Origin of the sequence: Psychrobacter sp. TWR1-1-1 (genome assembly GCF_049895865.1) — a bacterium.
Lineage (GTDB): Bacteria > Pseudomonadota > Gammaproteobacteria > Pseudomonadales > Moraxellaceae > Psychrobacter > Psychrobacter immobilis_A.
Genome location: NZ_JAFCTE010000002.1, coordinates 99,958 through 115,568, shown reverse-complemented (window position 1 = coordinate 115,568; position 15,611 = coordinate 99,958). Strand labels below are relative to the sequence as shown.

Here is a 15,611-nt window from a genome sequence, read left to right as displayed (position 1 = left end):
ATAACTGATACCAATAGTTTTATAGAAATTTTTATAAAAACACTGTTATTAGCCGTAGACTACAAGGGCAAGCGTCGATATTAAATAGTACAAATGTATCTTATTTTTTGAATTGACGTTTATGCCTACTACTATTATTGCTACCCTCACCTCCCTATATCACCTCATAGCCTGTGGCTGTTATTTACCATAAATATGTTAATATAGGCGACATGATTACTTACCTTTTATAATTATTAAATTGTAAAAAAACCTTTTAATTTTAAACCTTTAAGACAATATCGATACGTATTGCTTTATATAGAAATTTAGTATCATTTTTCTTAAAACGACTTCACGATTAGGCACGATGCCTACAGGACACCTATATATGTCATCCCCGATTGCAAAAAACACCTTTGCTCATAACCGCTTTTCTCGAAATAATTTATCTCGTTTTATGATGAGTGCACTGCTTGTTGTGGTTGCTGCGGGCTGCTCAAACAATGCAGCAGATGCGACCAGCAACACCAGTATCGTCAATAATACCGATGCTAAAACCAGTACAAGTAACGTATCCACTGGTAGCGATGCTGCCGTGGTAAAGGCGTTGCAGGCGAATTTAAATACGTCCGGTATTGAAGAAAATATCATTTCAGCCGTACCAACAGATATGGATGGTATTTATTGGGTCACGGCGGAAGGGCTGCCGTCTTTCTTTACCGATAAGTCTGGCAAACACATTATCCAAGGTCAGATTATTGCTGTTGGCGAGGCTGCGCCCGTTGATATCAGTGCGGCCTTAGTTGCTAGTACCGCACAAGAAGCACTAAAAGCCGTCGATAAAAAAGACATGGTTATTTATCCAGCAATAGGTGAAACGAAGTCAGTGGTCTATGCCTTTACCGATGCAGACTGTGGCTATTGTCGTAAATTGCATGAAGAGATGGGTGATATCAATGCACGTGGTATCGAAGTACGTTATTTGGCATGGCCACGCAGTCAGGAATCGGTACCAAAAATGGAAGCCATTTGGTGTAGTGAAGATCGCAAGGCGGCCATGAATCAAGGAAAAATGGGTGCTAATGTACAAGCCCCTAGCTGTGCCAACCCGGTACAAGAACACATGGCATTGGGTGCAAAACTTGGTGTGCGTGGTACTCCCGCTATCTTTACAGAATCTGGTCAGCAAGTAGGCGGCTATCTACCTGCGGCGGAGTTGGCTCAAGCTGTCGGTGCTAGCTAAAATCTGTTATTGTTTCAGGTATTTGTGATATCTATGACGATGGCGACATTGTGTAGACGTCACAACTGCTTGTCGGTATGATACGATAAAGCGCTATGAAAAATCAGCAGCATACTTTTTATTTGAGTATTTTTTATTCAATTGTAATGAGAAATCGATAAAGCTGCGACTGTCAAAATGCACGCAAATACTATAAGTAGCGCATGTGCATTTGACTCTGTGACAGCGTTATTATTGGTTCATTATATTTAACCTCTTGAGGATACTGTGAGTAATTCCATCAAACTAGCGATACTTGGTCTGGGCACCGTCGGAACGGGCGTGATCAATCTAATCAATGACAACTTAAATGAGCTAAAACGCCGTAGCGGACGCGACATTATCATTACCGAAGTTGGTACGCGCCGTCATCGTGATGATATTGATCCCAATATTATGCAAAACCGTGACTTGATGGCAACTGCTGCAAGCGACAATGTCGATATCGTCGTCGAGGTGATTGGCGGAACGACCCTTGCCAAAGACGTAATTATGCACGCCATTAAAAACGGCAAGCATGTAGTGACTGCAAATAAGGCGCTATTGGCAGAACATGGCAACGAAATCTTTGCCTTTGCTGAAGAGCATAACGTCCATGTCGCTTATGAAGCAGCAGTCGCAGGCGGTATCCCTATCATTAAGGTAATGCGCGAAGCGCTCGCTGCCAATAAAATCGATTGGCTAGCAGGTATCATCAACGGTACTGGCAACTTTATCATGACCGAAATGCGTGACAAAGGTCGCCCGTTTGCCGACGTGTTGAGCGAAGCACAAGAATTGGGTTATGCAGAAGCAGATCCGACTTTTGATGTCGAAGGTATTGATGCGGCTCATAAACTGGCATTACTCGCCTCTATCGCCTTTGGTATTCCGCTGCAATTTGATAAGGTCTACTGTGAAGGCATCACTGGTATCACCTTACAAGACGTCAACTATGCGGAAGAGCTTGGCTACCGTATCAAGCATTTGGGCTTTGCCGTACGCCGTGATGGTCAAGGTAATGATGAGGCTTCTGGTATCGAGCTGCGCGTGCACCCAACGCTCATTCCGCAGGATGCGTTACTCGCCAACGTCAATGGCGTAAAAAACGCCGTACTGGTCAACTCTCATCCGCTTGGACAGACGCTATATTGCGGTGATGGTGCTGGTGCTGGCGCAACCGCTTCTGCGGTAATGGCCGATGTGATGGATTTGGTGCGTGTTCTAGGTAGCAAAGACAGTAACGATGAAAGCAACAGTAATCAAAACAACCACGGTCACCATGTGCCGCATTTAGCATTTATCCCTGAGCAGCTATCAGACACGCCCATATTGCGCGCTGAGCAGATGATTACCGGTTATTATCTGCGCGTACATGCTTATGATAGCCCTGGTGTCTTGGCAGATATTACTCGCATTCTAAGCGATGCTGGTATCAATATCGATGCGATTTTACAAAAACCTGCGCACAAAGTTGGTCAAGTTCCGGTTATTATCTTGACGCTGCCCGTGGTCGAAAGTCAGATGAATCTAGCCATCGAAAAAATTGAAAAATTAGAGACCATTACTGATAAAGTAGTACGCATTCGCTTAGATGAGCTAGCATAAAGCCCGCAGTTATTGAGCCTAAAAGATGCTATCTAGTCCGCGTTTGGTTTTAATTAAAACAAACTCATTTAAAATACGTAAAAAGGAATAATAACGATGTCAAATGATGCAATTGTAATTTTAAACGGCGCACGTACTCCAATGGGCGGCTTCCAAGGCGCACTAAAAGATATGAGCGCAACGGAACTTGGTGGCGCTGCTATTAAAGCCGCTGTCGAACGCTCAGGTGTGGCAGTCGATAGTATTGATGAAGTCATTATGGGCTGTATCTTGACCGCAGGCTTGGGTCAAGGTCCTGCGCGTCAAGCGATGCGTAATGCAGGTTTATCTGATGCAACTGGCGCTGTCACTATTAACAAGCTTTGTGGTTCAGGGCTAAAAGCAGTCATGCAAGCACATGACGGCATCAAAGCAGGTAGTTTCAATGTGGCAGTCGCTGGTGGCATGGAATCAATGACTAATGCGCCATACATTATGCCAGGGTCACGTGGCGGCTACCGTATGGGACATAAAGAAGTCAAAGATCATATGTTCCTAGACGGTTTAGAAGATGCTGAAACTGGCAAACTGATGGGTATGTTCGCACAGGAAATGGCTGATGAAAAAGGCTATACCCGTGAGAAAATGGATGCGTTTGCTATCGAATCGCTAAATCGTGCGCTCACTGCTATCAAAGACGACCACTTCAAAGATGAAATCACGCCAGTGACTTTTAAAACCCGTAAAGGCGAGCAAACCATCGATACCGATGAGCAACCCGCACTTGCTAATGCTGAGCGTATCCCTACTCTACGTCCAGCCTTCGCTAAAGACGGCACCATCACGGCAGCAAACGCCAGCTCAATCTCAGACGGTGCGGCAGCGGTTGTGGTCATGAAAGAATCGCAAGCGAAAGCTGAAGGCCTTGATTATCAAGCGCGTATCGTTGCAACCGCATCAAACTCTCGTCACCCAAGCGAATTTACCATTGCTCCGATTGGTGCAATTGAAAAAGTATTGGCTAGTGCTGGTTGGTCAGTCGCTGATGTTGACCTATGGGAAATCAACGAAGCGTTTGCAATGGTAACCATGGCGGCGATGGACGAGCTAAAAATCGACCATGCTAAAGTAAACGTTGAAGGCGGTGCTTGTGCACTCGGTCATCCAGTAGGCTGTTCAGGTGCTCGTATCTTGATCACGCTTATCAACTCTCTCAAGCGTACTGGCGGCAAAAAAGGCGTTGCGACACTTTGTATTGGTGGCGGTGAAGCCGTGGCTGTTGCTATTGAACTTGCTTGATACTCGAGCAGATTAATTAATCGATTGATATGTTAAATTAGCTTCTATCATTATCGTTTATTATAAAATCTTCAAAATATCAGGAACCGCATCGCTATTTGCTTTGCGGTTTTTCTGTGTCTATGACTCTTAAATAAGCTAGAAATATTGCTCTGTGTAAAGACACGTTAATCTTTGACCCCAGCTATGTTATGCCACTTACAGCCTATTACACGCAATTACTTCAAGCGCACACTTTGCTACCTTGCTCATATATCTCATCGAAAATCATGATGTTAAGATTCTTACAAGTCGATGTAGAGGCTACTCACATGGCTTGCTACACACTTTATTATAAAAATATTTTTACTAGAAATTTAACTTTTCCAAAACAACGATTGTTTTTAAAATAATTAATAATGATTAACTCATAAAAAAGGAAGACAACAATGAGCCAACTAATTCGTTTAAAAGATATCCAAGCTACTCATAAAGATTTAATCGGTGATGATTATTATGACCCAACAGGTAAAACTGCTTACGGCGTCAATGAAGAAAAAATTGGTAAAATTGAAGGGGCATTAGTAGAAGACACCACTGGTCGAATTCGTTATTTGATCGTTGATGCTGGTGGCTGGTTCAGCTCAAAAGAAGTATTAGTACCCGCTGGTCTGGCACGTATCGTTGGTGATGACGTATTCTTTGACAGCTTGACCAAGTCTCAAGTCGATGCCATGGAAGTATATGACCATGATTATCAGTATAGCTATAAAGACCAGTATCAAAAGGATCGTCAAGCATTTGTCGCTGATACTGTTCCAGTTGCAGAGCGTATGGAGATTGCAGACCATGCCTATGACGCACCAAACACACTAGAGTTACTAGAAGAGCGCTTGACCGTCAATAAAGATCGTATCGTGGCAGGTTTGGTTAAAGTTGGTAAGCATATAGTGACCGAAGAGCGCAATGTCGATGTTGAGCTAGAAGAAGAGCACGCTAATATTCAGCGTACTAACGTAGATCGTCCAACAGATCGCCGTATCGGTGACATTGATGGCAATCAAACCATTGAGGTTGAACTAGAGGCTGAACGTGCCCGAGTTGGTAAAGACACTTATGTATCTGAAGAAGTGAACGTCGGTAAAACCACTGAACGTCATACTGAAACTATCGTTGAGACTATCCAACGTGAAGAATTGGATATCGATCGCGATGGCAACGTAGTAGACCGCGAAGGTAACATAATCGACCGTGATGGTATTACTGCAGAAGACGTACGCCGCGCTCGTGGTATGTAATACGCTAAACCGTCATACTGTTTGGCTGTCATTAAAAAATAAGATCGCCGAGCAATACATGACCGTAATAAGCAGCTAAGTATTTTTACTTAGTGAATTAAGACCAGAGCATGCCTCTGGTCTTTTTTTGCTTACTATACTCAAAAATACTTAGGAATTAAAAATACTTAATGACACCTGATAAGGCTAACCTTGCAAAATCTGCAAAAATGGCTCTAAAATATTGTATAACGATTATTTCATAAAGATAAGGACATTATGATGACTACCAATTACGACGACAGCATCCAGAACGATAGCTTTCTAAAAGAGGGTTTACATAACAAGCAAGTGACACCAAACGCCATAACTGCCCCAATTGATACTCATAATGGCACAGTAGCTAATGACATAGAAAGTAATGATATAAGTAGTAATAACATAGATAAGAGCAATCATAATGTTGGACACTTGGAGCTATTAGAAGAGCGTCCTGTCATCAACAAAGAGCGTTTAGATGTTGGTAAAGTAACGGTGACCAAGCACGCTCGTACTAAGACCATTGACGTGCCTATTGAGTTGGTAGAAGAATATATTACTATTCGCACTGAATACCACGATGCGAAAAGTCAGGACTTATTGTCAGGCAATTATGATGAAAAGGATATATTGCGCCATGTCGAGCCATCGTTAGATAGCAAGGCGGTCGTTACCGTGAATGGCAAACAGATCGAAATTGATGATGAACCGATTGAAATTGTCCTATCACGTCAAGTGGCTACCATTACTAAAGACACTTATGCTATCCAAGAAATCGATATCAATAAAACCACTCATACCCATACAGATAGTATCCAAGTAGTGCTTAAGCATGAAGAATTAGATGTGAAGGAAGAAGGCTTTTTGGCACATGAGTCTAGTGCCACTCCTCATAAATAATTTTGCTGACTCATTAAAACTAGACATAAAAAAAGCAACGTTATCGTTGCTTTTTTCTTGATTGCTTACTTATTATGAGGTTTTTTTACATTCATAAGTGCTGACATTCGCCGCATCTGTACCTGCTGTGCGCATCACACCCGTCTCACGCGCTTCGTGTGCTACACGCCACTGGGTAAAGCCCTGACTGCCATCAATAGCGGTTGCTACTTCAAACACTTCTGGATTACTGGCATCATTGGTTTTATTTAATGTCACCGTACCCGTATCAGTCGCGATGACTACTTGTTTAGCATCTTCTTTATAAGTTGCATTAACTTTCAGCTCAGGTGAGCACAGATAGGCTATTTGACTGACGCCACTATTTACCGAAGCTACGGTATCATCCTGTACTTCACTGAGCGATGCATCCGCTGTATCGACAACCACCTCATTAGGCTCAGCAGGTTCAGCGGACATCGGCACCGTTTCTTCGCTATGAGCACCATCATCTATACCCGCTTCTGTGTCTGACTGTTGCTGACAAGCACCAAGCGTCAGGACGCCGGCAAGTAGGCCAGTCAGCGCCACAGAAGTACGCAATTTTTTTAATAATTCTATAGTCATAACACTTTCCCCAATGAATATGTTAAACACTATAACGTGTCCATAAATTCACGCCTATGTTGAATTTGTAAGTAATCAATACAAAATATAGCCAACACATTTGTGAAGAGTCAATTTTACTGTCTGCAAATAATATAGTCGATTCAAGATAATGTAGAGACAAAGAATATGAGCAAATACAGAAAAGCCCTTATCTAAAGTAGATAAGGGCTTTTGAGACTAACGAATATTAAAGATATATAAGCAGCAATGCTTAGCTTTTTATTATCAATATTCGTTTATGAATGCTATATTTTACCATGACATTGCTTGTACTTAAGACCTGAACCACAAGGGCATGGGGCGTTACGACTAATATTCATACCAGCGTATGGGTCTGCCTCATTGGCATTATTACCACTACCCACAATAGCACCTGCGACCGCACTACCAGCAAGATTGCGATTTTGCGCGGCGGCTTTTTCAGCTCCGCTATCCATATTATCAATATCACTATGCTCGAACTGCATTTGCATATGAGCAGCATTCTCACGCTGCTGTATTTCCAGCGCTTCTAGCTCTTCTTTGGTCGGGATATGGACACGTGATAAATCTTGAACGGTCTCAGATTTAATTGCGCCAAGCATCATTTGGAACAGCTCAAATGATTCACGCTTATATTCTTGCTCAGGGTTTTTCTGTGCATAACCACGCAGATGAATGCCTTTACGCAGCTGATCCATTTGGGTCAAATGCTCTTTCCAATGCTTGTCTAAGCTCTGTAGCATAAAGTGACGCTCAAGCTGAGCAGCATCTTTTTCGCCCATCTGCTCACGGCGGCTATGATAGCGATCGATAGCTGTTTGGATGATTTTGGCACGTAAGCCTTCTTCGTCTAAGCGGCGATCTTCATCGAGCCAATCATTGATAGGCATCGCAATCTTAAATTCATTTTCAAGCTCGTCTTCTAAGCCATCAATATTCCATTGGTCATCGATAGAACCTGGTGGAATAAACTGGTTAATCATGGCGTTATAGACTTCTTCGTGCATAATCTCAATGGCTTCAAGCAAATCCATCTCTGCTAGCAAGTCATCACGCTGACCATAGATCACTTTACGCTGTTCATTGGCGACGTCATCATATTTCAACAGATTTTTACGCGCATCAAAATCGCGGCTTTCTACTTTACCTTGGGCATTTTCAATCGATTTTGAGACCATCTTATGCTCAATAGCTTCGTCTTCTTTAAGTCCCATAGCACGCATCATATTTACGACGCGGTCGCCAGCAAAGATACGCATCAAGTCATCTTCGAGCGATAAAAAGAAACGCGACATCCCAGGATCGCCTTGACGACCCGCACGACCACGTAACTGGTTATCGATACGACGTGATTCATGGCGCTCAGAACCAATGATATGCAAACCGCCAGCCGCAACCACTTGGTCATGCTTGACTTGCCATTCTGCTTTTAGGCGCGCCATTTCTTCAGGGCTGACCGAATCGATATCTTCAATAAACGATTGCCAGTTACCACCAAGGATAATATCGGTACCACGACCTGCCATGTTGGTCGCGATCGTCACAGCCTTTGGACTACCTGCCTGCGCGATGATTTCGGCTTCACGTTCGTGTTGTTTGGCGTTTAGGACGTTATGCTTGACGCCTTCTTGATCGAGCAAGTAAGACAACTCTTCACTGGCTTCAATCGTCGCCGTACCAACCAATACTGGGGCACCTTTTGCTTGAATCTCTTTAATTTCGCGAATAATACCTTTGTATTTGCCTAGCTTGGTTAAGAAAATCTGATCATCCATATCGATACGAGCAATCGGCTCGTGCGTTGGAATCACGATGACATCTAAGTCATAAGTTGATTTGAATTCTGCTGCTTCGGTATCAGCGGTACCTGTCATGCCTGATAGTTTTTCATACAAACGGAAGTAGTTCTGGAACGTCGTGGTCGCAAGCGTTTGGTTTTCTGCTTGAATTTCGACGTTTTCTTTGGCTTCTACCGCTTGATGCAGACCTTCTGACCAACGGCGACCCGGCATGGTACGACCCGTGTTTTCATCAACGATAACCACTTCACCATCATCGACGATATAGTGTACGTTTTTAACAAACACATGATGGGCGCGAATGGCAGCTTGTACGTGAGCCAATAATGGCAAACGGCTTGGGCTGTATAAACTTTCATTTTCACCCAACTCACCGACTTCGATTAAGAAGCGCTCAATTTTTTCATAGCCTTTTTCACTGATTTCGATTTGACGATTTTTTTCATCAATCCAGAAATCTTCTTCTTCGTTATTCTTATTGGCCTCTTCGTCTTTTGAGCGAATCAGCACCGGGATAATGGTATTAATCAGCGCGTACATACGTGAAGAATCTTCGGCTTGACCTGAGATAATAAGCGGCGTACGAGCCTCATCGATTAAAATAGAATCAATTTCATCGATAATACAGAAGTTTAATGGACGCTGCTTTTTCTCTCTTAAACTAAAGACCATGTTATCACGCAGATAATCAAAGCCATATTCGTTATTGGTACCGTAAGTAATATCCGCTTGATAGGCGTCGATTTTTTCTTGCGGTGGTTGTTGTGAATAAATGACACCGACGGTCATGCCCAAAAAGCCAAATAATGGACGATTCAATTCAGCATCACGCGCCGCTAAATAATCGTTGACCGTAACCAGATGGACACCTTTGCCGCTGATGGCATTGAGGTACATCGCCAAAGTACCCATTAGGGTTTTACCTTCGCCCGTTTTCATCTCAGCGATTTTGCCTTCGTGCAAGGTGATACCACCGATCAGCTGCACATCATAATGACGCATACCATTGACGCGTAATGACGCTTCACGGCAGACGGCAAACGCTTCTGGTAGTAGTGCATCTAAGCTTTCACCTTGTTGGTGCCTTGCTTTAAACTCTTCGGTTTTTTGTTGTAATTGCTCATCAGACAGGGCTTGTACCGCAGCCTCTTGTGCGTTGATTTTGCTGACCACTTTGCGCATGCGCTTTAATTCGCGGTCATTTTTAGTGCCAACCACACTGCCTATAATCTTTGATAACATAATTTTTTGACCTATGGAAATATTCGATAATTAGTGCGCATTAGCCAAAGCTTCGCCCGCTGCCGCCTTGTCATTACAGTCATCACCTGACTAAGTACCTTTTGTTAACAAAGCACCTCTTAACAAAGTACTGATTAATAAGGTACTGCCCAATGAAGTGTCGCCTAATGAAGTATCGCCCAATTAAGTGTGACGTCATTATATATGGTTATGACGCCGATGGATACAAGGGCAGCGAGTAGATATTTGCCGACGTAAAAGCGCGGCAGGACGTGCTAAAATAGTAATTACACTTTCACACTTCTTAGTTTTTTGACTGCTAAATTTGCGCGCTATGATGACCCTTTAATAAAGCTATTTTGGTAAAAATCAACCAGAATCTTGCAAATCAACCACTCATAAGCGAGTGTTTTTCTCATCTATTTTTTACACTGATCTGTATATACCGTCGTCCGTTTAACGCCAGCTGACTAAAAAACCCATTTAAGCATTATAAGAGACTCTGCATGACCGCTAAGCCATCCGCTCAAAACCTTAACGCCGAAAAACCTACTCCGTCGAAGGACGCAATATCAAAACAACAGACCGCAACACCTTTGACTGCCGATCAGTTGATGGTAGGCGATACCATTTATCATTTGGCAGATCATACGCCGATGATGGTGCAATATCTAACCATGAAAGCCAACTATCCACAAGCGTTACTACTGTACCGCATGGGTGATTTTTATGAGTTATTCTTTGATGATGCCAAGCGCGCGGCACAAATATTAGACATCACCTTAACTCGCCGTGGTACGGATAAAGCGGGCAATACCATTGCCATGGCAGGTGTGCCTTTTCATGCGGCCGATAGCTACATGGCAAGGTTGATAGCTGCTGGGCAAACCGTCGTTGTGTGTGAGCAAATCGACGAATCAGCCACTGACAATACGAGTAATCCGTCTAATGCTCCGACGATGGGCGATAAGCAGAAAAAAGATAAAAGCAAATCTGCTGCTGGCAGTATTATGCGCCGTGAAGTGGTTAAAACCCTGACCGCAGGGACGATTACTGATGATGCTTTAATTGCGCCCAATCATACGCCAACTGTGGTCGCCATTGATATCGCGATACCTAAATCGAACAGCAAACAACCTGTGCAAGCTGCCATTAGCCAAATGGATTTAGCTGCTGGAACACTAACGACGCAAACGCTTAGTGCCAGCTATAATAACAGCTATGATGATATTGAAAGTTTGCAAACCCAAATGCTCACGGTGCTGGCACGCTTTGCGCCCAGTGAATGTATCATTAGCGAAGCACTTAACGACCGTATCGGTGAAGATTGGACGCTGTGGCTACGTCAAAATCTTGACTGTCCTATTATCGAAGTGGCGGCTAATGACTTTCACCGTGAGCATGCTAGCGCAACCCTTTGCCAGCAGTTTGACGTGCAACGCCTTGATGGACTAGGAATCAATGACGCACTTCTTGCCCAATCTAGCTGTGCGGCGCTAATACATTATGCGCGGCAAACTCAGCAGCGTCACGTGCCACAAGTCAATCAGCTGATCGTTGAGTACAGTGACGATTATTTAATTATTGATGCCAATAGTCAGCAAAATCTTGAGCTATTTACGCCCGTTAGCAGTAATGGTACGTCATTAATATCTGTCCTTAATCATTGTCAAACGCCGATGGGTCGACGCTTACTCGTGCAGCAAATGAAACGCCCACTGCGTCAGCATTCGCGCATTAATTTACGCCTAGATGCGATAACCAGTTTGTTAAATACTGATAAACAGTCTGAGCAAAGCTCGGAAAATATCTCATTAGTTATCAGCTTACGCGAAACCTTAAACGCCATCGGGGATATGGAACGTATTAGTAGCCGTATTGGACTAATGAGTGCTAAACCGCGTGACCTGTGTAAACTTGCTGATGGTATTGCTAGTAGCGCCCAGCTTACGACGCTACTGACGAATGCAGGTATTAGCCATGAGCAGGCAGGACTGTTACCGATGTTGATGCAGCAATTGCCTGCACAGTTACCTGCCGTACAGACAGTGGCTGAGCTGATTGAACGAGCCATTATCGCAGAACCGCCCGCCCATATCCGTGACGGTGGCATGCTCGCCGCAGGTTTTGATGCTGAGTTTGATCGCCTGACTCATCTGCATGACAATATCCAAGTGACATTGGATGAGATGGTAGAACGCGCGCGTCAAGAGAGCCAATTACCCAGTCTAAAAGTGGGTTTTAATAAGGTCAGCGGCTTTTATTTTGAACTGCCTAAGATGCAGGCAAAGAATGCACCAGCGCATTTTATCCGTCGGCAAACGCTGAAGAGCAGCGAGCGATTTATCACTGATGAGCTAAAAACAGTCGAAACTGAATATCTAAGCGCGCAAAGCTTAGCATTGACTCGTGAAAAGCAGCTGTATCACGAACTCTTAACTGAACTTAGTAGCCATTTAGCCGAACTGCAACAACTAAGCGCTGCTATCGCCCAAATAGACGTTCTCAGTAACTGGGCACAGCTGGCAGTTATGCATAACTGGCAGCGTTCAGTCATGAGTAATGATTCAAAAGATAATAGTGGCTTAGAAAACAGTCACTCAAAAAATGGCTTGAATAATCACAGTCAAACCAGTATCGACATCAAAGCAGGTCGTCATGTCGTCGTCGAAGCCGCACTAAACCCTGTTCATACTCACAGTAATACTCCTGCCAAACATAGCAGCCATTTTGTCGCCAATGATTGTGCCTTAGGCAGTCATGTAAACCCTGAAAGACTGTTGATGATTACTGGCCCTAATATGGGTGGCAAATCGACCTATATGCGTCAAACTGCGCTGATTGTCCTACTGGCGCATTGTGGCAGCTTTGTACCAGCTGCGCATGCTCATATTGGTGATATCGACCGTATCTTTACCCGTATTGGTTCGGCTGATGATTTGGCGGGCGGCAAATCGACCTTTATGGTGGAAATGATTGAAACTGCCAATATTCTCAATCAAGCAACCAATAAATCGTTGGTACTGATGGATGAAGTCGGACGCGGCACAGCGACCACCGACGGTTTAGCCATTGCTCATGCTTGCGTCAATCGGCTACTAGAGATTGGCTGCCTGACGTTATTTGCCACCCACTACTTTGAGCTGACAAAATTGGCGCAAAACTATAAAGAAAGTAGTGGAAGCAATGACAAACTTATCCGCAACGTCCATGTCGCCGCCAGTGAAATCGATGGTCAACTGCTACTACTGCATCAAATCAAAGACGGTGCCGCAAGCTCTAGTTTTGGTCTGCATGTGGCAAAAATGGCAGGGATTCCTACCCAAGTACTAGATGATGCCAAGCGCTACTTAGCCGATAACTTAAAATTAGACCATATTAAAGTAGAAAACGTGAGAACTCTTGATGACAAAAATGAATTAGCTAATTCAGTAAATGATAAATGCGATCCTATTAATAGTCCTGAAACAGAGAAAGCGGATATAAGCCATACCAACCAACCTCAAGTAATGACTGATATTCCAAAGCAAAATCAGCTGTTTAGCTTACAGAACGAGCTAAGTGCGATTAATCCTGATAGTCTAACGCCAAAACAAGCGCATGATTTACTCTATCATTTGAAGAAAATCATTAGTCATTAAAGGGAATTGTCAATTAGCCGTAAAGGCGTTAAAATATGCCTTATTTTCCAACTATTCTATGTAGCCCTTATCGTTGATTCAATTTAAAAGAAGATCAAGGCAACCGAGTGCAGATGTATAAATAATACTTCAAGCGCGGTGAGCACAGTAACTCTTTTAAAAGGGATCGACTATATCAGCCAATCCAATAACAGGTAGACCTCACTATGACCTTTGTCGTTACAGATAACTGCATTCTTTGCAAATACACCGACTGTGTGGAAGTCTGTCCTGTGGACTGCTTTTATGAAGGCCCGAACTTCCTCGTCATCGATCCTGACGAGTGCATCGACTGCGCGCTATGCGAGCCTGAATGCCCTGCCAATGCGATCTTCTCAGAAGATGAAGTGCCAAAAGGGCAAGAGATGTTTACTCAGCTAAACGAAGAGCTGGCACAAAAATGGCCAAACATCACAGAAATGAAAGGACAAATGCCAGAAGCTGAAAAGTGGGATGGTGTGGAAGGTAAGATTCAGTATTTAGAGAAGTAGTTAAGACTTAACAACCGCTCAACATACTGAGACAATAAAAAACCACCTAATGGCCATTAATTAAAAAGAGCTGCTAGGTGGTTTTATTATTTAATCGCTTGTGGCAGATATTTATCAGCGACAGTAGTCGCGCTATCTTTGGCTAATATGCTGTCTTTATTAACCGTCATCACAATAGTTTTACTTTGGACTTGACCAGATACCCCACTGCTATTAAAGGTATACTTGATGCTACAAGGCGGCGAACCATTCATAGAGGAAATAATTATCGCTGTACCATAAACACCCGTCATTTTATCGACACCCTCTAAGGTTGAAGCACTTGTGGCACTATCAGCAAAGCAAGTACCTTCTTGAATGTTGGTAACAATTGCGCTTTTTAGACCAGACGCTAAGCGATAGGCTTCAGAGGCTTGCGCTTTTACGATATTGTCTTGATAAACAGGAATGGCAATCGCGGCAAGTATGCCAATAATGGCTACCACTATCATTATCTCAATCAGGGTAAAACCATACTGACGTACAGCAGGTGGATTGTCATGTCGTCGCATATGGGTCTCTATTTCTGTAGGTTATCAGCAACAAGTGCAGACTTTATGCCATTAATACTAAGAAAGATAATAATAAAAGACATAAAAAAGCCAAACATGATGTTTGGCTTTTTTGGTTAACATATTACTCTAAATATCCAATCTCTAATGATTAAGAGAATGATTTAGGTAGAAGTTCAGCATCAAGATCAGTACTTGAATTACTAACTAGCGTACCATTGTTATGTAAATCTGCACCAATTACTTTTCCTGATACTTGGCTAGACACACCATCTGCATTAAATGTATATACTAATGTACATCCAGAAGCTGCTGCTGGATCTGCATCTAATTCAGGAGTGCCATCAATAACTAGCTTACCATATTTACCAACAACTTCGTCTGGTGTCGAAGCTACTTTAGTACATAAGTTATTTTGCAAGTTAGAATTAACGTCAGCTTTCGCGCCACTCATTAATGTGAATGCTTCAGATGCTTGTGACTTAGCGATATAGTTCTGATATGCAGGAATTGCGATCGCAGCTAGAATACCGATAATAGCAACAACGATCATTAGTTCGATTAAGGTAAAACCTTTTTGAGCAGTGTTCATATGAACTCCTTTAGGGTATATAAAGATAAGTGGCTGTTGTTGATACAGGTGCATTTTATCTTTAGTAATATAATATGTTTGTTTCTCTTATAATAGATGTTGCATATAACGTGCCAAAACTATTGGCTATAATTCACATGAGTGCTAAGTACTCGATTATTATTACTATTTTTGCATAACAAATGATGACTCTAATAGTAACTGACAGATTATGTTACGCTTACCCTACTGAAAATTGTCAGTTTACCTATTATAGGTAGTGAAAGGTAAGTCTTATTGACAATTTTTGTCAGCTTTATTTA

At 42.9% G+C, this 15,611-nt stretch carries 11 protein-coding genes; 7 read left to right on the top strand and 4 right to left on the bottom strand.

Annotation, left to right across the window (positions count from 1 at the left end; genetic code table 11):
- Positions 1-370: 370 nt before the first annotated feature.
- From ACP69U_RS02585 to ACP69U_RS02565, 5 genes are all read left to right on the top strand, one after another.
- Positions 371-1,225 (top strand): DsbC family protein, encoded by an 855-nt coding sequence (locus ACP69U_RS02585; RefSeq protein WP_426137741.1) that lies wholly within the window; start codon positions 371-373, stop codon positions 1,223-1,225.
- A 267-nt stretch (positions 1,226-1,492) separates the two neighbouring features.
- On the top strand, positions 1,493-2,851 hold the full coding sequence (locus ACP69U_RS02580; protein ID WP_426137740.1) for a homoserine dehydrogenase: 1,359 nt from the start codon (positions 1,493-1,495) through the stop codon (positions 2,849-2,851).
- A 96-nt stretch (positions 2,852-2,947) separates the two neighbouring features.
- Positions 2,948-4,129, top strand: coding sequence for a thiolase family protein (locus ACP69U_RS02575; RefSeq protein WP_426137739.1), 1,182 nt, complete (start codon positions 2,948-2,950; stop codon positions 4,127-4,129).
- A 428-nt stretch (positions 4,130-4,557) separates the two neighbouring features.
- Positions 4,558-5,406: a DUF2382 domain-containing protein gene (locus ACP69U_RS02570; protein WP_045443477.1), complete on the top strand. Its 849-nt coding sequence runs from the start codon at positions 4,558-4,560 to the stop codon at positions 5,404-5,406.
- 261 nt (positions 5,407-5,667) lie between these two features.
- Positions 5,668-6,324 (top strand): YsnF/AvaK domain-containing protein, encoded by a 657-nt coding sequence (locus tag ACP69U_RS02565; RefSeq protein WP_426137738.1) that lies wholly within the window; start codon positions 5,668-5,670, stop codon positions 6,322-6,324.
- A 72-nt stretch (positions 6,325-6,396) separates the two neighbouring features.
- Here ACP69U_RS02565 and ACP69U_RS02560 read toward each other — a convergent pair whose 3' ends face one another.
- Together ACP69U_RS02560 and secA are read right to left on the bottom strand one after the other, a co-directional pair.
- The gene (locus tag ACP69U_RS02560; protein WP_109592336.1) at positions 6,397-6,930 is read right to left on the bottom strand and encodes a hypothetical protein; all 534 of its coding nucleotides are present in this window, start codon (positions 6,928-6,930) and stop codon (positions 6,397-6,399) included.
- Between the two features lie 287 nt (positions 6,931-7,217).
- Positions 7,218-9,995 carry a preprotein translocase subunit SecA gene (secA, locus tag ACP69U_RS02555; protein WP_426137737.1) on the bottom strand — a complete coding sequence of 926 codons (2,778 nt, stop codon included), beginning with the start codon at positions 9,993-9,995 and terminating at the stop codon, positions 7,218-7,220.
- Between the two features lie 506 nt (positions 9,996-10,501).
- Here secA and mutS point away from each other — a divergent pair.
- Positions 10,502-13,636, top strand: coding sequence for a DNA mismatch repair protein MutS (mutS, locus tag ACP69U_RS02550; protein WP_426137736.1), 3,135 nt, complete (start codon positions 10,502-10,504; stop codon positions 13,634-13,636).
- A gap of 206 nt (positions 13,637-13,842) precedes the next feature.
- On the top strand, positions 13,843-14,166 hold the full coding sequence (gene fdxA / locus ACP69U_RS02545; RefSeq protein ID WP_057758216.1) for a ferredoxin FdxA: 324 nt from the start codon (positions 13,843-13,845) through the stop codon (positions 14,164-14,166).
- Between the two features lie 86 nt (positions 14,167-14,252).
- Here the strand turns inward: fdxA and ACP69U_RS02540 are convergent, their stop codons facing one another.
- On the bottom strand, positions 14,253-14,717 hold the full coding sequence (locus ACP69U_RS02540) for a pilin (protein WP_426137735.1): 465 nt from the start codon (positions 14,715-14,717) through the stop codon (positions 14,253-14,255).
- A 151-nt stretch (positions 14,718-14,868) separates the two neighbouring features.
- A complete protein-coding gene (locus ACP69U_RS02535) occupies positions 14,869-15,309 on the bottom strand; it encodes a pilin (RefSeq protein ID WP_426137734.1) in 441 nt (146 codons plus the stop codon).
- Between the last annotated feature and the right edge of the window lie 302 nt (positions 15,310-15,611).